Source organism: Anaeromyxobacter sp. Red801 (assembly GCF_049201065.2).
In the GTDB taxonomy this organism is placed as follows: domain Bacteria; phylum Myxococcota; class Myxococcia; order Myxococcales; family Anaeromyxobacteraceae; genus Anaeromyxobacter.
Genome location: NZ_CM181236.1, coordinates 4,533,215 through 4,554,117, shown reverse-complemented (window position 1 = coordinate 4,554,117; position 20,903 = coordinate 4,533,215). Strand labels below are relative to the sequence as shown.

Annotated in this window: 16 protein-coding genes and 1 pseudogene; 11 read left to right on the top strand and 6 right to left on the bottom strand. The window is 75.0% G+C overall.

Features of this window, described 5'->3' with window-relative positions:
• Nucleotides 1-15: 15 nt before the first annotated feature.
• A complete protein-coding gene (locus tag ACOQFB_RS20960; protein ID WP_494492355.1) occupies nucleotides 16-2,580 on the bottom strand; it encodes a homocysteine S-methyltransferase family protein in 2,565 nt (854 codons plus the stop codon).
• Between the two features lie 174 nt (nucleotides 2,581-2,754).
• Between ACOQFB_RS20960 and amrS the strand changes: the two genes are divergently transcribed.
• Nucleotides 2,755-3,825: an AmmeMemoRadiSam system radical SAM enzyme gene (amrS, locus tag ACOQFB_RS20955; RefSeq protein WP_059436979.1), complete on the top strand. Its 1,071-nt coding sequence runs from the start codon at nucleotides 2,755-2,757 to the stop codon at nucleotides 3,823-3,825.
• A gap of 188 nt (nucleotides 3,826-4,013) precedes the next feature.
• On the opposite strand, the gene ACOQFB_RS20950 is transcribed toward amrS, so the two are convergent.
• Entirely contained in the window at nucleotides 4,014-4,373 is a 360-nt protein-coding gene (locus ACOQFB_RS20950) for a hypothetical protein (RefSeq protein ID WP_059436978.1), read from the bottom strand.
• Nucleotides 4,374-4,469: 96 nt separating this feature from the next.
• On the opposite strand from ACOQFB_RS20950, the gene lolA reads away from it, so the two are divergent.
• The 5 genes and pseudogenes from lolA (at nucleotide 4,470) to ACOQFB_RS20925 (ending at nucleotide 9,728) form a co-directional block, all read left to right on the top strand.
• A complete protein-coding gene (gene lolA, locus ACOQFB_RS20945) occupies nucleotides 4,470-5,156 on the top strand; it encodes an outer membrane lipoprotein periplasmic chaperone LolA (protein WP_059436977.1) in 687 nt (228 codons plus the stop codon).
• Nucleotides 5,157-5,172: 16 nt separating this feature from the next.
• Nucleotides 5,173-6,650: pseudogene (locus tag ACOQFB_RS20940) on the top strand (helicase HerA-like domain-containing protein).
• An 88-nt stretch (nucleotides 6,651-6,738) separates the two neighbouring features.
• A complete protein-coding gene (locus tag ACOQFB_RS20935) occupies nucleotides 6,739-8,157 on the top strand; it encodes a sensor histidine kinase (RefSeq protein ID WP_421610099.1) in 1,419 nt (472 codons plus the stop codon).
• A 10-nt stretch (nucleotides 8,158-8,167) separates the two neighbouring features.
• Nucleotides 8,168-9,025 (top strand): DUF1684 domain-containing protein, encoded by an 858-nt coding sequence (locus tag ACOQFB_RS20930; protein WP_421610100.1) that lies wholly within the window; start codon nucleotides 8,168-8,170, stop codon nucleotides 9,023-9,025.
• Between the two features lie 256 nt (nucleotides 9,026-9,281).
• The gene (locus ACOQFB_RS20925) at nucleotides 9,282-9,728 is read left to right on the top strand and encodes a bacteriohemerythrin (protein WP_237757862.1); all 447 of its coding nucleotides are present in this window, start codon (nucleotides 9,282-9,284) and stop codon (nucleotides 9,726-9,728) included.
• Here the strand turns inward: ACOQFB_RS20925 and rimO are convergent.
• From rimO to ACOQFB_RS20910, 3 genes are all read right to left on the bottom strand, one after another.
• Entirely contained in the window at nucleotides 9,725-11,131 is a 1,407-nt protein-coding gene (gene rimO, locus ACOQFB_RS20920) for a 30S ribosomal protein S12 methylthiotransferase RimO (RefSeq protein WP_059436972.1), read from the bottom strand. The two genes, ACOQFB_RS20925 and rimO, sit on opposite strands and share 4 nt — an antisense overlap.
• 84 nt (nucleotides 11,132-11,215) lie before the next feature.
• Entirely contained in the window at nucleotides 11,216-11,704 is a 489-nt protein-coding gene (locus ACOQFB_RS20915) for a YajQ family cyclic di-GMP-binding protein (protein WP_421610101.1), read from the bottom strand.
• Nucleotides 11,705-11,746: 42 nt separating this feature from the next.
• A complete protein-coding gene (locus ACOQFB_RS20910; RefSeq protein WP_237757861.1) occupies nucleotides 11,747-13,399 on the bottom strand; it encodes a ribonuclease J in 1,653 nt (550 codons plus the stop codon).
• A 96-nt stretch (nucleotides 13,400-13,495) separates the two neighbouring features.
• Between ACOQFB_RS20910 and ACOQFB_RS20905 the strand changes: the two genes are divergently transcribed.
• The 5 genes from ACOQFB_RS20905 to glgC all read left to right on the top strand — a co-directional run bounded on the left by ACOQFB_RS20905 (nucleotide 13,496) and on the right by glgC (nucleotide 20,337).
• Nucleotides 13,496-14,635 carry a hypothetical protein gene (locus ACOQFB_RS20905; protein ID WP_421610102.1) on the top strand — a complete coding sequence of 380 codons (1,140 nt, stop codon included), beginning with the start codon at nucleotides 13,496-13,498 and terminating at the stop codon, nucleotides 14,633-14,635.
• Between the two features lie 206 nt (nucleotides 14,636-14,841).
• Nucleotides 14,842-17,235: an ATP-dependent helicase gene (locus tag ACOQFB_RS20900; RefSeq protein WP_421610103.1), complete on the top strand. Its 2,394-nt coding sequence runs from the start codon at nucleotides 14,842-14,844 to the stop codon at nucleotides 17,233-17,235.
• 100 nt (nucleotides 17,236-17,335) lie between these two features.
• Nucleotides 17,336-18,466 carry an adenosine deaminase gene (add, locus tag ACOQFB_RS20895; RefSeq protein ID WP_421610104.1) on the top strand — a complete coding sequence of 377 codons (1,131 nt, stop codon included), beginning with the start codon at nucleotides 17,336-17,338 and terminating at the stop codon, nucleotides 18,464-18,466.
• Nucleotides 18,463-18,948, top strand: coding sequence for a methylated-DNA--[protein]-cysteine S-methyltransferase (locus ACOQFB_RS20890; protein WP_059436967.1), 486 nt, complete (start codon nucleotides 18,463-18,465; stop codon nucleotides 18,946-18,948). Before add ends, ACOQFB_RS20890 begins: the two co-directional genes overlap by 4 nt.
• A gap of 147 nt (nucleotides 18,949-19,095) precedes the next feature.
• Nucleotides 19,096-20,337, top strand: a complete 1,242-nt coding sequence (gene glgC / locus ACOQFB_RS20885; RefSeq protein WP_059436966.1) for a glucose-1-phosphate adenylyltransferase — start codon at nucleotides 19,096-19,098, stop codon at nucleotides 20,335-20,337.
• An 89-nt stretch (nucleotides 20,338-20,426) separates the two neighbouring features.
• Here glgC and ACOQFB_RS20880 read toward each other — a convergent pair whose 3' ends face one another.
• Nucleotides 20,427-20,813 carry a response regulator transcription factor gene (locus ACOQFB_RS20880; protein WP_059436965.1) on the bottom strand — a complete coding sequence of 129 codons (387 nt, stop codon included), beginning with the start codon at nucleotides 20,811-20,813 and terminating at the stop codon, nucleotides 20,427-20,429.
• Nucleotides 20,814-20,903 lie beyond the last annotated feature (90 nt).

The following is a 20,903-nucleotide window of genomic DNA, read 5'->3' as shown; positions in this document are numbered from 1 at the left end:
CTCGCGCTTCAGCGCCTAGCGGCGGCCCGGGTCCACGAGCGCCTCCACCACCTCGAGCCCCTCGAACGCGTCCTTGGCGTAGAACACGCCGCCCGCGTACGGGGAGCCGTCCTGCGCGAAGTGGGTGCGGTAGCCGAAGCGCCGGTTGATGGCCGCGCCGCCGATGATCACGGGGAACGACAGGTTGCGGCGGTGCAGCTCCTCCACGCAGAACGGCATCTGCTTGGAGGTGGAGACGAGCAGCGCGGAGAGGCCGATGGCGTCCGCGTTCACCTGCAGCGCCTTGTCGAGCACGGTCGCGACCGGCACCTGCTTTCCGAGGTCGTGCACGGTGAAGCCGTTGTTGGAGAGGATGGTCTTCACCAGGTTCTTGCCGATGTCGTGGACGTCGCCGTAGACGGTGGCGAGGACCACGTTCCCCTTGGTGGCGCCGGCCTTCTTCTCCAGGAACTGCTCGAGGTGGGCGACGGCCTTCTTCATCACCTCGGCGGACTGGAGCACGAACGGCAGGATGAGCTCGCCCGCGCCGAACCGGTCGCCCACGTCCTTCATGGCGGGCAGCAGCACCTGGTTCAGCACGTCCACCGGCGAGCGGCGCGTCAGCGCCTCGTCGATGAGCGCCTCGATGCCCTCCGGGCGGCGGTGCAGGATCTGGAGGTGGATGCGCTCCTCGGCGCCCTTCCCGGCGGCGCCGGCGAGCGGGTCCACCGCGGCCTTCTCCGGCGCGCCCTTCGCGCCGAAGTGGGCGATGAGCCGCGCCAGCGCGTCGGCCCGGCGGTCGAAGACGAGGTCCTCGGCGAGCGCCCGCTCCGCCGCGTCGATGGCGGGGTAGGGGAGGATGTCCTTCGGGTTGACGATGGCGAGGTCGAGGCCGGCCTGCACCGCGTGGTACAGGAAGACCGAGTTCACCACCTCGCGCGCGCTCTTCGCCAGGCCGAAGGAGACGTTGGAGACGCCGAGCGTGGTGAGCACGCCCGGGTTCTCCGCCTTGATGCGGCGGATGCCCTCCAGCGTCTCCACCGCGCTCCGGCGGTACTCCTCGCCGCCGGTGGCGAGCGTGAAGGTGAGCGCGTCGAACACCAGGCTGTCCGGCGGGATGCCGTGGTCCTTCGCCACCGCCACGATGCGCCGGGCCACCTCGGCCTTGCGCTCGGCGGTCTGCGCCATGCCCTTCTCGTCGATGGTCATGGCGACCACCGCGGCGCCGTAGCGGCGCACCAGCGGCAGCACCCGCCGCACCCGCTCGCCGGACTTCTCCAGGTTCACCGAGTTCACGATGCAGCGGCCCGGGTAGACCTTGAGCGCGCCCTCGATCACGTCCGGCTCGGTGGAGTCGATCATGAGCGGCGCGTCCACCGACTGCGCCAGCAGCTTCGCGAGCGTGCGCATCTGCGCCGCCTCGTCGTCGCGCTCGTTCAGCGCCACGCACACGTCCAGCACGTGCGCGCCCGCCTCCACCTGCCCGCGCGCGATCTGCACCAGGCCGGCGTAGTCGTCGGCGAGCAGCAGCTCCTTCACCTTGCGCGAGCCCTGGCTGTTCAGCCGCTCGCCCACCACCAGCGGGCGCGGCTCCATGGCGAGCGGGACCGCCTTCATGGCGGAGGACAGCTCGGCGGCGGGCGCGGGGCGGCGGCGCCGCGGCGCGGAGAGCCCGCGCACCGCCTCGACCACCTTGCGCAGGTGCTCGGGGGTGGTGCCGCAGCAGCCGCCCACGATGTCCACCCCGTACTCGGCCACGAACCCGGCGAGCGCGCGGGCCAGGTCGTCCGGGGACAGCTTGTAGACCGCCCGCCCGTCCTCGTTCTCCGGCATGCCGGCGTTCGGCAGCACCGAGACCCAGTGCGAGCACCGCTCGGCGAGCGCCTTCACCGAGGCGCGCATCTCGTCCGGGCCGGTGGAGCAGTTGAGGCCGACCGCGTCCACCGGCAGCCGCTCCAGCGTGGCGACCGCGCTGCCGATGTCGGTGCCGAGCAGCATGCGCCCGTTCGCGTCGATGAGCGTGGGCTGGGCAATGACGAAGACGTCGCGCAGCGCCTCGCGCCGGACCGCGTCGCAGGCCAGCACCGCGGCGCGCAGCTCCAGCATGTCCTGCTGCGTCTCGATGATGAGGGCGTCCACCCCGCCCTCCACCAGCCCCTTCGCCTGCTCGAAGAAGATCCGCTCCAGCGCGTCGGAGGTGATGTTCCCGAGCGCCGGGTCGGAGGACGACGGCAGCATGCCGGTCGGACCGATCGAGCCGGCCACGAAGCGCGGGTGGTCCGGGGTCGAGAAGCGCTCGGCGGCCCGGCGGGCCAGGATGGCCGCCCGGCAGTTCACCTCGTAGGTGCGGTGGCCGAGCCCGTACTCGTCGAGCTTCAGCCGCGAGGAGCCGAAGGTGTTCGTCTCCACCACGTCGCAGCCCACCCCGAAGTAGCGCGCGTGGATCTCCTCGATGAGGTCCGGGCGGGTGAGCGTGAGCAGGTCGTTCGCGCCCTCCTTCCCGCCGAACTCCGCGGCCGTCAGCTGGTGGCGCTGGATCTGGGTGCCCATGGCGCCGTCGAACACGAGCGGGCGGCGTTCGAGGGCTTCGCGGAAGTTCACGGGGTCGTCCGTTCGGAAGGGGCGGGGCGGAGGCCTGGAGGCGCGTCCGCAAAGTTAGAGAGATAACACCCCGGGCCGGCGCGATCGAGCCCGCCTGCAGGCCCGCCGCACCGGCGGGAGGGGCCCCGCCCGCCCCCCGGTCGCGTCGCGCGGCCGCGGCGCTAGGATCGGGCCATGATCCACGAGGCGCGCTACTGGGAGCCCGCGGCCGGCGGAAAGGTCCGCTGCACGCTGTGTCCTCGCGACTGCCGGATCGGGGAAGGGCAGGCGGGGTTCTGCTTCGTGCGGCGGAACGAGGGCGGGAAGCTCGTCACCTCCGCCTGGGGCCGATCGACCGGGTTCGCCGTCGATCCCATCGAGAAGAAGCCGCTCGCCCACTTCCACCCGGGCGCGCGGGTGCTCTCGTTCGGCACGGCCGGGTGCAACCTCGGCTGCCGCTTCTGCCAGAACTGGGACATCTCCAAGGCGCGGCTGGACGAGCTGCACTCGGAGGTGGACTGGACGCCGGAGCGGGTGGTGGCGCTGGCGCGCGACGCCGGCTGCCCCGGCATCGCCTTCACGTACAACGACCCCATCATCTGGGCGGAGTACGCCATCGACGTGGCCGACGCGGCGCACGCGGCGGGGCTGTTCACGGTGCTGGTGACGAACGGCTACGTGTCGCCGGAGGCGCGGCGCGACCTCTTCTCGCGCGCCGACGCGGCCAACGTGGACCTGAAGGCGTTCACCGAGGAGTTCTACCGGCGCCAGACGTTCTCGCACCTCGCCCCGGTGCTCGACACGCTGGAGTGGCTGGCGCGCGAGACGAGCGTCTGGACCGAGGTGACGACGCTCCTCATCCCGGGCCTGAACGACGGCGACGCCGAGCTGCACGAGCTGGCCGCCTGGATCCGCGACCACATGGGCCGGGAGGTGCCGCTCCACTTCAGCGCCTTCCACCCGGCCTACAAGCTGACCGACCGGCCGCGCACGCCGCCGGCCACGCTCACGCGGGCCCGCGCCATCGCCCGCGCCGAGGGGCTCCGCTACGTCTACACCGGCAACGTCCACGACCCGGAGGGCGACACCACCTACTGCCCGGGCTGCGGCGCGAAGGTGATCGAGCGCGACTGGTTCGCGGTGACGGCGGTGCGGATGAAGGGCGGCGCCTGCGCGGCCTGCGGGACGCGGATCGCCGGGCGCTTCGGCGACGAGGCGGTCCGGCTCGACGACGGGATCCCGATGCCGCTCGGCGTCCCGGTCTGATAGCGCCTCCCGTTTGCGTGGGGCCCGTCGCGAGGCACACGATGGCGTCGCCGAGCCGGGCACACGAGGACCGAGCAGCGCAGGCGTGCCCGTAGGCACGTCGAGCAGCGCAGGGACGAGTCTGCCCGGCGCAGGCAGCCAGCGTGCGCCGCAGCAGGGCTCCACGCGAATGGGCGGCGCTGTGAGGCTCAGGGCTCCGACTGGACCGGCTCGCCCTCGAGCGCGGCCGCCGCGGCGGGGGTGCAGGCCGTGGCCGGCTCGTCCGAGGACAGGCCGCAGGAGGCCTTGCCGCAGGCGGTGTTGATCCACTCGCAGAACTGCGCCCCGTCCGGCGCGCGGCAGGTCTTCAGCCGCTCGTCGCAGAGGTGCTCGACGTCCTTCGACGGGCTGTGGTTCTGCAGCTGCTCCTTCACGCTCCGCTCGCAGGCGTCGCGCGTGGTGCCGACGCCCACGCACTTGCAGAGCCGATCGCCCAGGTCCTGGCAGGGACCGGAGCAGCCGGCGAGGGCGAACGTCAGGGCGAGCGGGACGAGGAGCAGGCGGCGCATTCGGAGGGCGGGAGGATCACCCGAGCGTCCCCGGCCGTCAAGGACCGCCCGCCCTGAATGCGCCGCCGCCGCGGGCCGTCTGGTATCTAGACCGCCATGACCTCGAGCCTCCTCCTCGCCCTGCCCGCCGCGCTCGCCCTCGCCGCGTCCGGCCCGGTCACGCCCCCCGCCCCCGCGGAGGCCGGCGGCGCCGCGGCGGCGCGCACGCTCGAGGATCCGCGCGCGCTCGCGCGGAAGGTGCAGGCGTTCTACGAGCGGACCCGCGACCTCGAGGCGCGCTTCCGCCAGACCTACACCTACGCCGGCTTCGGCCGGCGCCAGACGTCCTCCGGGACCCTGCGCGTGAAGAAGCCCGGGATGATGCGCTGGGACTACGAGAAGCCGGCGCCGAAGACGGTGGCGGTGAAGGGCTCGCGCCTGGTGCAGTACGAGCCGGAGGAGAACCAGGCCTACGTGGACGAGGCGTTCGACAGCTCGGCCATGAGCGCGGCGGTGACGTTCCTGCTCGGCAAGGGCGACCTCCTGCGCGAGTTCGACGTGTCGCTGGACGGCGCCGGCGCGCTCCTGCTCCGGCCGAAGGAGGCCGACCCGCGGGTGGAGTCCATCGCGCTCACCGTGGCGGCGGACGGGCAGGTGACCGCCACCCGCGTGGTGGACGGCGCCGGGAACGCGAACGAGATCCGCTTCGAGGACGTGCGGCGGAACGTGGGCCTGCCCGACGCCGCGTTCGAGGTGAAGCTCCCCCGGGACGTTCGCCGGATCGCGGCGCCGAAGGCCCAGTAGTCGTATCCTGGCGCCCATGCCCGATCCCATCCTCGTCGCGAAGGCCCCCCGCGCGGGCGGCGGCTTCGCCGATCTCGCGCTGCTGCCCCGGCTGGCCAACCGCCACGGCCTGGTGGCCGGCGCCACCGGCACCGGCAAGACCGTCACGCTCCGCGTGCTGGCCGAGGGTTTCAGCCGGCTGGGCGTCCCGGTGTTCCTGGCCGACGTGAAGGGCGACCTCTCCGGCCTGGCGCGCCCGGGCGGCGAGGCCCCGAAGCTCGTCGAGCGCGCGCAGCAGCTCGGCCTCGCGCTCGCGCCCGAGGCCTGCCCGGTCGCGTTCCTGGACGTGTACGGCGAGGCCGGCCACCCGCTCCGCACCACCATCTCGGAGATGGGGCCGCTCCTGCTCGCGCGCGTGCTCGGGCTGAACGACGTCCAGGCCGGCGTGCTGAACGTGGCGTTCCGGGTGGCGGACGAGGGCGGGCTGCTCCTGCTCGACCTGAAGGACCTGCGCGCCATGCTGGAGCACGTCTCGGAGAACGCCGCGGCGCTCCGCGCGCGCTACGGGAACGTCTCGCCCACCAGCGTGGGCGCCATCCAGCGCGCGCTGCTCGCGCTCGAGTCGCAGGGCGGCGACCGGCTCTTCGGCGAGCCGGCGCTGGCGCTCGAGGACCTGCTCCGCACCGACCTGTCCGGCCGCGGCCAGGTGACCGTCCTCCACGCCGAGAAGCTGATCCGCGCGCCCACGCTCTACGCCACGCTGCTGCTGTGGCTGCTCTCGGAGCTGTTCGAGCAGCTCCCGGAGGTGGGCGACCCGGAGAAGCCGCGCCTGGTGTTCTTCTTCGACGAGGCCCATCTCCTCTTCGACGACGCGCCCGACGAGCTGCGGCAGAAGGTCGAGCAGGTGGTGCGGCTCGTCCGCTCGAAGGGCGTGGGCGTCTACTTCGTCACCCAGAACCCGCTCGACGTGCCGGACGCGGTGCTGGGCCAGCTCGGGAACCGGGTGCAGCACGCGCTCCGCGCGTTCACCCCGCGCGACCAGAAGGCGGTGCGCGCCGCCGCCGAGACGTTCCGGGCCAACCCGGGGGTGGACGTGGAGCGCGCCATCACCGAGCTCGGGTGGGGGAGGCGCTGGTCTCGTTCCTGGACGAGAAGGGAACGCCGCACCCGGTGGAGCGAGCCTGGGTGCTGCCGCCGCGGTCGCGCCTCGCCCCGCTCACCGCGGAGGAGCGCGCGCAGGTCATGGCGGCCTCGCCGCTCCGCGGGCGCTACGACGCGCCGGTGGACCGGGAGTCGGCCTACGAGCGGCTGCAGCGGCGCGCCGAGGAGGCGGCGGCCGCGCCGCCCGCCCCCGCAGGCCGGCCCGCCCCGGCCCCGCGCACCGTCGGCGCCGAGGCCGCCTCGGCCCTGGGCAAGATGGCGCAGAGCGCGATGCGCGCCGCCGGGACGCAGCTCGGCCGCGAGATCATGCGCGGCATCCTCGGGTCGATGTTCGGCGGCGGCCGGCGCCGGTGACCGCCCCGGCTCCCCGCGCGGGAGCCGCGGCCCGGGACGCACCCGGAGCAAACCCGCCCGCCGTTATGATGGCCGGCGGGGGTTCCGGATGCTCGAGGCGGCGGACGCGGCGCTCCGCGCGGCGGTGGCGGACGCGGTGCGCGAGGCGCGGAGGCGCGGCGCCGAGGCGGTGGCCTGGATGCGCGTGGCGCTCCGCACCGCCATCCTGCTCGTCTACCTCCCGGGCTGGCACGACCCGGCCGCGTGGCACGCGGTCGCGCTCCGCGTGAGCGTCGCGTACCTGGCGGTCGCGACCGGCGTCCTGGTCCTGCTGCGGCGCCGGTGGCGCTGGGAGGCGGTGGCGCTCGCCGCGGCGGCCATCGACGTCGCGGTGGTCGCGGTGGGCAGCTGGCGGGTGGTCGAGGCGGCGGGCGGCAACCTCGCGCTCGCGATCGCGGCCGGCGCCGGCAACGGCATGATGCTGATGGTGATCCTGTTCGCGGCGGTGGCGCTGCCGCCGGCGCCGGCCGCGGCGCTCTCGGTGGTCGCGGCGGCGAACCAGATGGCGCTCGCCATGCACTCCGGGGTGTCCTGGCGGCTGGTGCTCCTGGTCGGCCTCATCCTCTCCGCCGCGGCCTACGTCGCGATCCGGAACACGGTGCGCGCCACGGCGCTCGCGGCGCGGCTCGCGGCCGAGACCTACACCGCCTCGCTCTGCCGCGCCCACGGCGAGGCGCTGGCGAGGGCGAACGCGGAGGCGGTGGCGCAGCGCGACGCGGTGGTGGCCGCCAACCGCCAGGCCCGCGACCTCGTGCGCCTGATGGTGCACGACCTCAAGAACCCGCTCGCCGCGCTGCTCCAGTACCTGCGCCTCGCCGAGGTCGAGGTGCGCGGCCAGCCGGGCGCGGCGCAGGTGCGCGAGGACCTGGCGCAGGCGGAGGGCGAGGGGCAGCGGCTCGCCGAGATGATCGGCGACCTGCTCGCCATCTCGCGCCTGGAGACCGGGCCGGCCCGCCTCGCCGCGGACCCGGTGGCGATCGGGGATCTCCTGCACGCGGTGGCGCGGAGCTGCGCGCCGCACGCGCGGGAGCGCGGGGTGACCATCTCGGTGCGCGGCGGGGACGACCTGGTGGTGCGCATCGACCGCGACCTGTCGCGCCGGCTGCTCGAGAACCTGGTCGCGAACGCGCTCCGGCACTGCCGGACCGGCGACCGGGTGGAGCTCGCGGGCGAGGCGGACGGGGAGGGGGTGCGGCTCGCGGTCCGGAACTCCGGGCCGCCGGTGCCGCCCGCCATCCGCGCCCACCTGTTCGAGAAGTTCGCGCCCGGCGAGGCGCGCGAGTGGACCAGCGCCGGGCTGGGGCTCTACCTGTGCCGGCTGGTGGCGGAGGCGCACGGCGGCGGGGTGGCGCTGGTGGACGCGCCGGGCTGGACGGTGAGCTTCGAGGCGCGGCTCGGGTCGGCGCAGGCCGGCGGGGAAGGGGCGGCGCGCGCGGCTGCGCTGGCGCCGGAGCGCCGGCCGGGCTAACACCCGGGCCATGCCCGGGAACCTCGCGCCGCTCTCCTTGGTCCTCCTCCCGCTCGTGCTCGCCGCGTGCAACCGCCGGCCGCCCGCGGACCCGGCGTTCGCGGCGGAGTGGAAGGCGTGGCACGACCGCCGCGAGGAGCGGCTGCGGACGCCCACCGGCTGGCTCGCGCTCACCGGGCTGCACTGGCTCGAGCGGGGCGAGAACCGGCTCCCCGGCCTGCCGGGGACGTTCACGCTGGAGGGCGGCAAGGTGACGCTCGCCGCGGCCCGGTCCGACGGCTACGCGCTCGGCGGCGCGCCGCTGGAGCGGCGGGCGCTCGCGCCGGACAGCGCCGGCGAGCCGGACCGGGTCCAGCTCGGCGCCTCGGTGACGCTGGCCGTGATCGAGCGCTCGGGTCGGTTCGCGGTGCGGGTGTGGGACGCGGCGGCGCCGGCGCGCACCGGGTTCCGGGGCGTCGACGCCTACCCGGCGGATCCGCGCTGGCGGATCGAGGCGCGCTGGGAGGCGTACCCGGCGCCGCGCGAGGTGGAGGTGCCGAGCGTCATCGGCGTCGCCACCCGCGAGCTCGCGCCCGGGCGCGCCCACTTCACCGTGGAGGGCCGGGAGGTGGCGCTCGAGCCCACCGCGGAGGAGGACGGCGGGCTGTTCTTCGTGTTCAAGGACGCGACCGCCCGCGACGCGACCTACGGCGCAGGGCGCTTCCTCTCCGCCGCGGCCCCGCGCGACGGCAAGGTGGTGCTCGACTTCAACCGCGCCGTGAACCCGCCGTGCGCGTTCTCCGCCTTCGCCACCTGCCCGCTCCCCACGCCGGAGAACGTCCTCCCGATCCGGATCGAGGCGGGGGAGAAGCGCTACGGGGCGCACTAGCGACCCTCGTCCGCGCGCGCCCGCGCCGGCCGCGGGCGGGCTCGATATCGGCGCCTCCCCCGGCCGGGCGAGTCGCCGCGCGCGCACGGCGTGACCCGGGGGTCGCGGTTCCCGGCACGTCTTGCGCCGGCGCGCGGGCGCGCGCCGCGGCGTCGATCGAGGGATTTCGCGGCGCTGCGGGAGCGGCCCCGACGGACCGTGAAATGGGCCGGAGGCTTGCACGGCTCCGCCGGCGGAGGGGTCTCCGCACATGGGCATGGAATGGACCGCGCGGCTGGCGGTCGGCATCGACGACATCGACGCGCAGCACCGGGAGCTGTTCCGCAGGGTGAACGGGCTCGTCGCCGCCATGGGCGAGCGCCGCGGGCGCGAGGAGCTCGCCGAGGTGATCGCGTTCCTGCGCGCGTACGTGGACGTCCACTTCGAGGCGGAGGCGCGGCTCATGGCGCGCACCCGCTACCCGGGGCGCGCGTTCCACGCGGCCGAGCACGCGCACTTCCGCGCGCAGGTGGAGGAGCTCGCCGCGCGCATCGCGGCGGAGGGGCCGGAGTCGCACCACGCGGTCAAGCTGGGCGGGATCCTCTGCGACTGGCTCCGGCAGCACGTGCTGCTGACCGACCGCCAGCTCGCCGATCACGTCCGCGCCGAGGACCTCCTCGACGAGGGGTGGCGCGACGGCGGCGACGGCGCCGGGGAGCGCTAGCCGAGGACGTTCAGGCCGCCCTTGCGCGCCGGAGGGCGCGGGGCGGCGGGCAGCGGGCGGGCGGCGCGCGACGGGTCGCGGGCCACCACCCGGCCGACGAGGTCGTACTCGGCCGCGTCGGTGATCTCCACGGTCACGATCTCGCCGGGGTAGGCGACGCCGTCGTTGATGTACGTGAGCCCGTCGATCTCCGGCGCCTGCTGCGCGTGGCGGCCGGCGAGCAGGTGCTCGGTCTCCTCGGCGCGCCCCTCCACCAGCACCTCGAGGCGGCGGCCGATCATGGCCCGCTGGTGCGCGCGCGAGATCCCCTGCTGCACGGCCATGATCCGGTCGCGCCGCTCGCGCTTCACGGCGTCCGGCACCTGCTCCGCCATCTCCGCGGCCGGCGTGCCCTCCTCCGGCGAGTACTCGAAGACCCCGAGCCGCTCGAAGCGCTGCTCCTCCACGAACCGGAGCAGGTCCTCGAAGTCCGCCTCGGTCTCGCCGGGCAGGCCCACGATGAGCGCGGTGCGCAGCGCGAGCCCCGGGATCCGGGCCCGGAGCCGCGCCAGCAGGTCGCGCAGGAACACCGAGTCGCGCCCGCGCTTCATGGCCCGGAGCAGCCGGTCCGAGCTGTGCTGGAGCGGCATGTCCAGGTACTTCACGATCTTGGGCTCGTCGGCCATCGCGGCCACCAGCGCGTCGGGCACGTCGCGCGGGTAGGCGTAGTGGAGCCGGATCCAGCGGATGCCGTCCACCCTGGCGAGCTCGGGCAGCAGGTGGTGGAGGCGCACCTTGCCGGGCAGGTCCTGCCCGTAGGCGGTGAGGTCCTGCGCCACGAGCGACAGCTCCACCGTCCCCTGGGCCGCGAGCGCCGCCGCCTCGGCCACCAGGTCGTCGATGGGCCGCGAGCGCTGGCCGCCGCGCAGCTTCGGGATGATGCAGAACGCGCAGGCGTTGTCGCAGCCCTCGGCGATCTTGAGGTAGGCGGTGTGCGAGGGGAGCGAGTTCACCCGCGGCGTCGCGGCGGAGTGGACGAAGTCCGGGTCCGGGACCACCAGCCGCTTCGCCTGCGCGTCGGAGACGATCCGGGCCACGTCCTGGTAGGCGCCGGTGCCGAGGAAGTGGTCCACCTCGGGCAGCTCGCGGGCCAGCTCCTCGGCGTGCCGCTGCACCAGGCAGCCGGTCACCACGAGCTTGCGGCAGCGCCCCTCGCGCTTCTGGTCGGCCAGCTCGACGATCGCCTCGACCGACTCCTCCTTGGCGCTCTCGATGAAGCCGCAGGTGTTGACGACGATGACCTCGGCCTGCGCCGGGTCCTGCACCAGCCGGTAGCCGGCCTCGGCGAGCGTGCCGAGCATCACCTCGCTGTCCACCCGGTTCTTCGGGCAGCCGAGGGTGTGCATGTAGACGCGGGTGGCCATGGGGACGCGCGATCTAACAGACCGGGGGGCCCGGGGCAATCCGGCCCCCTCCCCAGGCCGGGGGAGGGGCGGCGCGGCGCCGGGTCACTCCCGGAAGTTCTGGAACTGCAGCGGGATGGAGAACCCGGCCGCGCGGATGGCGTGGATGCAGGCCTGCAGGTCGTCGCGCTTCTTGCCGGTCACCCGCACCGCCTCGCCCTGGATGGCCGCCTGCACCTTGATCCCGCTCTCCTTCACCTTCGCCACGATCTTGCGGGCGTCCTCCACCTTCAGCCCGCGCTTCAGCTTCACCAGCTGGCGCACGTGGCCACCCGAGGCCGGCTCGAGCTTCTGCGGGTCGAGCGCCTCCAGCGCCACGCCGCGCTTCGCCAGCTTCTCCATGAGGACCTGCAGCGCCGCCTCGGCCCGCCCCTCCGAGCCGGCCCGGATGACGAGGTTCAGCTCCTTGTCGCGCTCGAGCTCGGTGTGCGTGCCCTTGAAGTCGAAGCGCTGCGCGATCTCCTTGCGCGCCTGGTTGAACGCGTTCTCGACCTCCATGAGGTCCACCTCGGAGACGACGTCGAAGCTCGGCACGGCAGGCTCCTCGCGAGTCGGGGCGGCGCGGCGGCCGCCGGTTCACAGCTCCAGGACCACCGGTAGCACGGGGGGCTTCTTGCCGGTGGTCCGGCGGAAGAAGCGGCGCACCGCGAGGCGCACCGCCTCCTGCACCTCGGCGGGATCGGTGCGCGCCTGCGGCGAGAGCTCGCCGAGGCCGGCCAGCACCTCGGCGCGCAGCTCCTCCTCGGCCCCCTCGAACCCGGCCACCCCGCGGGCGAACAGCTCCGGGCCGCGCACCACCGCGCCGGTGGTCCGCTCGATGGCCAGCACCGCGATGCACAGGCCGGTCTCGGCGAGCAGGCGCCGGTCGCGCACCACGAGGGCGCCCATGTCGGCGCCGAGCAGCGCGTCGCGATCCGTGTACACGCGGCCGGTCGCCACCGGCTCGTCCAGCACGCGCACGCCCGCGTCGGCGAGCTCCAGCACCTGCCCGTCCACCAGCACGTCGCGCCCGGCCACGCCCTCGGCCGCGGCGTGCGCGGCGTGCCGCGAGAGGTGCCGGTACTCGCCGTGGATGGGCACGAAGTGGGCCGGGCGGGCGAGCCGGATGAGCCGGCGCTGCTCCTCGGCCTGCGCGTGGCCGGAGACGTGGAGCGGGGCGAGCCCCTCGTACGCGACCTCGGCGCCGCGCCGGCAGAGCTCGTTCACCACCTGGCCGATGGCGATCTCGTTCCCGGGGATGAAGCGCGAGGAGAGCACCACCAGGTCGCCCGGCGCGACGGCGAGGTCCGGGTGCTCGCCGCGGGCGAGGCGCGCGAGCGCGCTGCGCGGCTCGCCCTGCGTGCCGGTGGTGAGGACGCACAGCTCGCGCGGCGGGAGCGTCCGCGCCTCCTCCGGCGACACCGGCATCCAGGCCGGCAGCTCGAGGTAGCCGAGCTCCTGCGCGAGGCGCGCGTTCGCCTCCATGGAGCGGCCCAGGAACGCGACCCGCCGGCCGAACGCGCGCGCCGCGTCCACGATCTGCTGCAGCCGGTGGACGTTGGAGGCGAAGCAGGCCACGAACACCCGGCCGCGCGCCCGCTCGAACGCCTGCTCCAGCGCCGGGCCCACCTGCGACTCGGAGAGCGAGGTGCCCTCGCGCTCGGCGTTGGTGGAGTCGGAGAGGAGGAGCCGCACGCCCTTGCGGCCGAGCGCCTCGATGCGGTCGAGGTCCATGCCCGGCCCGCGCACCGGCGCCGGGTCGATCTTGAAGTCGCCGGAGTGGAGCAGCGTCCCCTGCGGCGTCGAGAGGGCCAGGCCGCAGGCGTCGGGGATGGAGTGGGTGACCGCCAGGAACTCGGCCGCGATCGGCGAGGCCTCGCCGGCGGGGCGGACGTCGCCGGGGCGCACCTCGCGCAGGTCGGCGCGCACGCCGGCCTCCTCCAGCCGCGGCCGGAGCAGGGCGAGCGTGAAGCGCGTGCCGTAGACCGGCACCGGGACCTCGCGGAGCAGGAACGGCAGGGCGCCCAGGTGATCCTCGTGGCCGTGGGTGAGGAACACCGCGCCCACCTGCTCGCGCCGCTCGCGCAGCCAGGAGAGGTCCGGCGCGATGAGGTCCACGCCCAGGTTCTCGTTCGGGAAGAGGACGCCGCAGTCCACCACGGCGATCCGGCCGTCGCACTCGACGGCCATGCAGTTCATCCCGATCTCTCCGAGCCCGCCCAGGGGCACGATCCGCACCGGCGCCGCCACGGACCCAATGTACCGCCGGTCGCGCCCGGACGCAGCGCGCGCGCGCCGGCCCCCCGGGCTGCGGCCCCCCGGCGCCCGTGGTAGCCTGCCCGCCCCGTGGCCGCCGCACGCCGCATCCTCGCGCTCCCGCTCGCGCTCGCGCTCGCCGCCCTGCCGGCGCAGGCCGACGGGCCCGCGCGCGGCGCGACGCCGGCGCCGACCCCGGCGGCGTCGCCGCCGGAGGACGGCGCGGCGCGGGCCCCCGGCCCCGAGGTCGTGCGCCTGCGCTGGGCCTGGCCCGCGCCGCTCGAGGCCCAGGTGACCTGCCGCCGGACCCGCGTGCGCACCGGCGCGCCGCCCTCGGTGTTCACCGCGCGTTACCGGCAGCGCGCCGCGCCCGCCGGCGCGGGCGAGGCCGGGCTGGCCATCTCCACCCGCGGCACCACCTGGGAGGGCGACCTCCCCTGGGCGCCGGCGGTGGCGCGGCAGGCGCTGCACGCCTCCGAGCAGCTGGTGCAGCGCATCGGGCCGGACGGCGCGTTCGCGGCGCTGGAGGGCGCCGAGGCGCTGCGCCCGGCGCTGCGCAGCCTGGTGGACGGCGCGGGCGTGCAGGGCGAGCAGGCGGAGCGCGCGGTGGCGCGCGCGGAGGCCGGCGCCCGCGGCGAGGCGGAGGAGCTCTGGAACCTGTCGGTGGGGTTCTGGATCGACGCCGACCTGGTGCTGGGCCAGGAGTACGTGATGCCGTCGGAGTCGGAGCTGCCGCTCCTCCCCGGCGTGCGCGGCCCGGCGTCGGTCGAGTTCGCGGTGCGGCGGCGGGTGCCCTGCGCCGCCGCCGAGCGCACCGCCCGCTGCGTCGAGATCGTGCTCCACGCCACCCCCGAGCCGGCGGCGCTGGCGCGCCACGCGGCCGCGCTCCGGGCGCGGCTCGCCGAGGGCGCCGAGGCGCCGGTGCCGGTGCCGGCGGCCCACGGTCGCGACGGCGGCGAGCTGCAGGCCGAGAGCACGCTGGTGCTGGTGACCGATCCGGCCACGCTCGTGCCGCGCCGGGTGGCCTGGACGCGCGCGGTGCGGCTCGCGACGGCGGAGGACGGCGCGCCCGCGCTCGAGCACGTGGACCGGGTCGAGTACGACTACCGCTATCCGGGGAAGGCGCCGGCCGCGCCGCCCGCACACCGCCGCCGGCACGCGCCGGGCGCGCCGCTCCCGCCCGCGCCGGTCCCGGCGCCGGTGCCGGTGGCGCCGCTGCCGGCCGCCTAGCGCGCCGCCCATTCGCGTAGAGCCCTGCTGCGGCGCACGCTGGCTGCCTGCGCCGGGCAGACTCGTCCCTGTGCTGCTCGACGTGCCTACGGGCACGCCTGCGCTGCTCGGTCCTCGTGTGCCCGGCTCGGCGACGCCATCGTGTGCCTCGCGACGGGCCCCACGCGAACGGGAGGCGCCATGGACTCCCTGCGGGCCGCGCCGCGTTGGGCTATCTTCCGGCCCCCGTGGCCGAGGACCTCCTCCAGGATCTCAACGACGCCCAGCGCGAGGCGGTGCTGCACGACGACGGCCCGCTGCTGGTGCTGGCCGGCGCGGGGAGCGGCAAGACCCGCGTCATCGTGCACCGCATCGCGCGGCTGGTGCGCGACCGCGGGGTGGTGCCCTGGCACGTGCTCGCGGTCACCTTCACGAACAAGGCCGCCGGCGAGATGCGCGAGCGGCTCGAGCGCCTGCTCGGCCCGCTGGCGCGCGAGCTGTGGGTCCAGACGTTCCACGCGTTCGGCGCCCGCTTCCTGCGGCGCGAGGCGGCGCGGGCCGGCCTGCCGCCCTCGTTCGCGATCTACGACGACGACGACCAGCTCCGGCTGGTGAAGCGGATCCTGGCCGAGCTGGGCCTGGACGAGGCCGAGGGGCTCACGCCGCGCCGGGTCCTCTCGCAGATCGACCGCTGGAAGAACCAGGCGCTCCGCGCCGCCGAGGTGAAGGTCGCCGGCCTCGATCCGGACGCCGCGCGCTCGAAGGAGGTCTACCACCGCTACGAGCAGGCGCTCGCGCGCGCCGGGGCGGTGGACTTCGGCGACCTGCTGCTCCGGCCGGTGCGCCTGCTGGACGAGGACGCGGCGCTGCGCGCCCGCTGGGCGGGGCGCTTCCGCTACCTCCTCGTGGACGAGTTCCAGGACACGAACCCGGTCCAGTACCGGCTGCTGCAGCTCCTCACCGGCCCGTGCCGCAACGTCTGCGTGGTGGGCGACGACGACCAGGCCATCTACCGGTGGCGCGGCGCCGACGTCTCCAACATCCTCGGCTTCGACGGCGACTTCCCCGGCACCAAGGTGGTGAAGCTGGAGCAGAACTACCGCTCCACCCGCACCATCCTCGACGCGGCGCACGCGGTGATCTCGCGGGCCCGGCGCCGGCGCGAGAAGCGGCTCTGGACCGAGTCCGGGGCGGGCGCGCCCCTGGCGCTCGTCGTCGGCGAGGACGAGCACGCCGAGGCCGAGCGGATCGCCCGGGCGGTCGCGGCCGAGCGCGGCCGCGGCACCTCCGGCGACGAGATCGCGGTGCTGTACCGGACGAACGCGCAGTCGCGCCCGCTCGAGGCGGCCATGCGGGCGGCGCGCATCCCCTACGTCATCGTCCGCGGCACCAGCTTCTACGAGCGCGCCGAGGTCCGCGACGCCGCCGCCTACCTGCGCCTCGCGCTCTCGCCCGCCTCCGACCTCGACCTCGAGCGTGTGGTGAACCGCCCGCCCCGCGGCATCGGCGAGAAGACGGTGGAGCGGCTGCGGGCCCACGCCGCGGCCCGGGGCGTCCCGCTCGTCGAGGCGGTGGCGGAGCGCGACGCGGTGGCCGAGTTGAAGCCGGCGGCGCGCCGGGCCCTGGCCGAGTTCCACGACCTCGTGACCGGCCTCGCCGCGGACGTGCCGGCGCTCGACGCCGGGGTGGCGGTGCAGGAGGTGCTGAAGCGCTCCGGGATGCTCTCGCGCCTCGAGGAGGAGCACACCGACGAGGCGGTGGAGCGCGCCGAGAACCTGGCCGAGCTGGTGGCCGCCGCGCGCGAGTTCGACGAGTCCATCGCCGGCGAGCCGGCGCCCGGCGATCCGGACGAGGTGCGCCCGCCCCCGCTGGCGCGCTTCCTCGAGCAGATCGCGCTGCTGGGCGAGGCCGACGCCGAGACGCCCGAGGGGCGCGTCGCGCTCATGACGCTGCACGCGGCGAAGGGGCTCGAGTTCGAGGCGGTGTTCCTGGCCGGGATGGAGGACGGGACGCTGCCGTACGAGCGGCCCTGGGCCGACCAGTCCGCGTCGGAGCGGGACGAGTCGCTCGACGAGGAGCGGCGCCTCTGCTACGTCGGCATGACCCGCGCGAAGCGGCGGCTGACGCTCTCGCTGGCGCGCCGGCGCATCGGCTACGGCGAGAGCGGCCCCTCCTACCGCAACATGGAGCCCTCGCGCTTCCTGCGCGACCTGCCGCCGGAGCTGTTCGGCGACGCGGTGGCGCGCGAGGTGCGCGCGCGCGAGGCGGCCCAGGCGGCCGCGGTGGCGCGCCCGCCCACCATCCGGCGCCTCCCCGGCGCGCTCGAGGGCGAGCCGCACATCGAGCTCGACGGGGACGACCTGCCCCAGGCGCCCGCCCCCGCGCCCCGCCCGCGCCCGGTGGCCCCGCGCGGCGAGCCCACCGTGGACTACTCGTTCGACCAGCGCGGCGACGCCGGCGCGGCCGCCTTCTCGCGCGGCGAGCGGGTGGCGCACGCGTCGCTCGGCGAGGGCGTGGTGCTCGCCTGCGACGGCGGCGGCCCGGACGCGAAGGCGACCGTGCGGTTCGCCTCGGTGGGCGACAAGCGCGTCCTGGCGCGGTTCCTCCGCAGAGCCTTCTAGGCGGCCCTGCCCCGTTCGCCCGAGCGCGGGGCGCTCCGCCCCGGCGCGCACGCCCCGGCGCGATCGCCCGCCGGCACCGGCGCGGGCGTAAGATTCCGGCATGGCCCAGGCCGCCCCGACGACGCTCCCGCAGGTGACGGAGGCGCTGGTCCGCGACCTCCCCAAGACCGACCTGCACTGCCACCTGGACGGCTCGGTGCGGCTCGCCACCGTGCTCGAGCTCGCCGAGCAGCAGGGGGTGCGGCTCCCCGCCGACACGCCCGAGGGGCTGGCGAAGGCCATCCACATGGGCGAGGTGTGCGCCTCGCTGGAGGACTACCTCACCGCGTTCGACGTCACGCTGGCGGTGCTGCAGACCGAGGAGGCGCTGTACCGGACCGCCTACGAGCTCGCGCTCGACGCGGCCGCCGAGAACGTCCGCTACCTCGAGGTCCGCTACTCGCCGGTGCTGCACACCAGGAAGGGCCTGAAGCCCACCAGCATCGTGGACGCGGTGCTGGCCGGGCTCCGGGCGGCGCGGCGCGAGACCGGGCTCGAGTCGAACGTGATCATCTGCGGGATCCGCCACATCGATCCCACGACCTCGGTGCGCCTCGCCGAGCTGGCGGTCGCGTACAAGGGCAAGGGCGTGGTGGGCTTCGACCTGGCCGGCGCGGAGGAGGGCCACCCGGCGCGGCGGCACCGCGACGCGGTCCAGCTCATCCTCGACAACAACGTGAACGTGACCATCCACGCCGGCGAGGCGTTCGGGCCGGAGTCGATCGCGCAGGCGGTGCACTGGTGCGGCGCCCACCGCATCGGTCACGGGGTGCGCCTGCGCGAGAACGGCGATCTGCTCAACTACCTGAACGACCACCGCATCCCGCTGGAGATGTGCCCGTCCTCGAACGTGCAGACGGGCTCGGTGCAGGGCTTCGCGAGCCACCCGCTCAAGTTCTACTTCGACTTCGGCCTGCGGGTCTCGGTGAACACCGACAACCGCCTCATCACCGACACCACCGTCACGAAGGAGCTGCTGGTGGCGCACCGCGAGATGGGCTTCACGCTGGAGGACCTCTGCACCGTGCTGGTGCAGGGCTTCAAGAGCGCGTTCCTGCCGTTCCGCGACAAGCAGGAGCTGCTCCGGCGGGTGAACCTCGAGATCGCGCAGGTGCTCGCCCGGCACGGCGCGCCCGCGCCGGCCGCGGGCGAGGGCGCCGCCCGGGCGGCGGCCGGGGCGAGGACGCCGTGAGCGCGCGCCTGCGCTACCGCTCGCCGGTGGGGATCCTCACGGTCGAGGCGAGCGACGAGGGCGTGTTCGGGCTCTCCTTCGGCGACCGCGGGCCGTCGCGCCCGGGCCCCTCGGCCCGCGCGCGCGGCCACCTCGACGCGGCGGCGCGGGCGCTCGACGACTACTTCGCCGGCCGGCCGCCCTCGCTCCCGCCGCTCGTCCTGCAGGGGAGCGCGTTCCAGAGGCGCGTCTGGGAGGCGCTCCTCGCCATCCCCTGGGGCGAGACCCGCACGTACGGGGAGGTGGCGGAGGCGCTCGGCGCCGCCGGCGGCGCCCGGGCGGTGGGCGGCGCGAACCACGAGAACCCGGTGGCGATCCTGGTGCCGTGCCACCGCGTGGTCCAGGCCCGCGGGCGGCTGGGCGGCTACGGCGGCGGCGTGGAGGTGAAGCGCTGGCTGCTCGCGCACGAGGCGGCGCACGGCCCGGTGCTCCGCCCGGCGTGAGCCGCCCCGCGCGTCTCCCCCGACGAGGCGCGCGCGGCCGCGCAGCGCGGCCCGGATCGCGCCGCCGCCCGCGCGCCCGCTTCCTTGCCCTGCCCGGAGCCGGTGCGTAGCATCGGAGGTGTTCCTCACCCTGGACCGGAGTCACCGATGGCGAAGCTGCTCGCGATGATCCTCGCCGGCGGAGAGGGGCGCCGCCTCGACCCGCTCACGCGCGATCGCGCCAAGCCGGCGGTGCCGTTCGGCGGCCGCTACCGGATCGTGGACTTCGTCCTGTCCAACATGGCGAACTCCGGCATCCTCAAGATGAAGGTGCTGGTGCAGTACAAGTCGGAGTCGCTCAACACGCACGTGCAGCGCGCCTGGCGGCTCACCTCGCTGCTCAACCAGTACGTGGAGCTGGTCCCGGCGCAGATGCGGGTGGGCCCGAAGTGGTTCGAGGGCTCGGCCGACGCCATCTACCAGAACCTCAACATCATCACCGACGAGGAGCCCGACTTCACGTTCGTGTTCGGCGCCGACCACGTCTACCGCATGGACGCGCGGCAGATGCTGGAGTTCCACCAGGACCGCAAGGCGGACCTGACGGTGGCGGCGGTGCCGATCCCGGTGGAGGAGGCGAGCGAGTTCGGCATCATCGAGGTGGACGCGGACGGGCGGATGGTCGGCTTCGTGGAGAAGCCCACGTCCGACCCGAAGACCATGCCGGGCGACCCGACCCGCTGCCTCGCCTCCATGGGCAACTACCTGTTCTCCACCGAGGCGCTGGTCCAGGAGATCGTGCGCGACGCCGGCGATCCGGCGAGCGCCCACGACTTCGGCAAGTCGATCGTCGCCTCGATGCACCAGCGCAAGCGCGTCTACGTCTACGACTTCGCCCTGAACGTGGTGCCCGGGCAGACCGAGCGCGAGCGCGGCTACTGGCGCGACGTGGGCTCGGTGGACGCCTACTTCCAGGCCAACATGGACCTGGTGGCGGTGGACCCGATCTTCTCGCTCTACAACGACGAGTGGCCCATCTTCACGGTCCAGTACAACTACCCGCCGGCCAAGTTCGTCTTCAACAACGAGCGCGACAACCGGGTCGGGCGCGCCACCGACTCGCTGGTGTCGGAGGGCTGCATCATCTCCGGCGCCCACGTCCACCACTCCATCCTGTCGCCCAAGGTGCGGGTCAACAGCTACGCGACGGTGGAGGAGTCGATCGTCTTCGAGAACGTGAACATCGGCCGCCACTGCCGGATCCGCCGCGCCATCATCGACAAGCACGTGGACATCCCGGCCCACACCACCATCGGCTTCGACCACGAGAAGGACCGCAAGCACTTCCACGTGACCGAGAGCGGGATCGTGATCATCCCGAAGGGCATGCGGATCGAGGCGGGGCGGTAGCGCCCCTCGACTCCGGCCGCCTGCGGCGCCCCTCGACTCCGCCCGCCTGCGGCGGGCTACGCTCGGGGTCGGGGTGAGCGGGGGCTCGGCTAGCGGCGCGCCAGCCGCTCGGCCTTGTTGAACGCGATCTGGAGATCGACCGGCTTCTCCATCACGTCCCAGGCGCCGAGCTGGAGCATCAGCTCGCGGAGGTGCTGGTCGGAGCCGGCCGCGCTGATCACGAGGACGGGGATGCCCTGGGTCCGCGGGTCGGCCTTCAGGCGGCGGAGCGCGTCGCGGCCGTCCACCTTAGGCATGGCCACGTCGAGCAGGATGAGGTCGGGCCCCTGGTCGGCCGCGGCGGTGAACGCCTCGGCGCCGTCGCGCGCGACGAGGACGGTGTGCCCGCGGCTCTGCGCGTAGGCGGTGTACAGCCGGGCGACGGCGGGATCGTCCTCGGCGACGAGGATGCGGAGCGGGGAGGGTTCGGGGGCCATCCGGAGGGGGAGGATACCTCCGCGGCCCGCCGGCGCAACGACCGCCCCGTCGTGCCTCGTGCGGGCGGGGGCATGCCAGGCCGTTTGGAC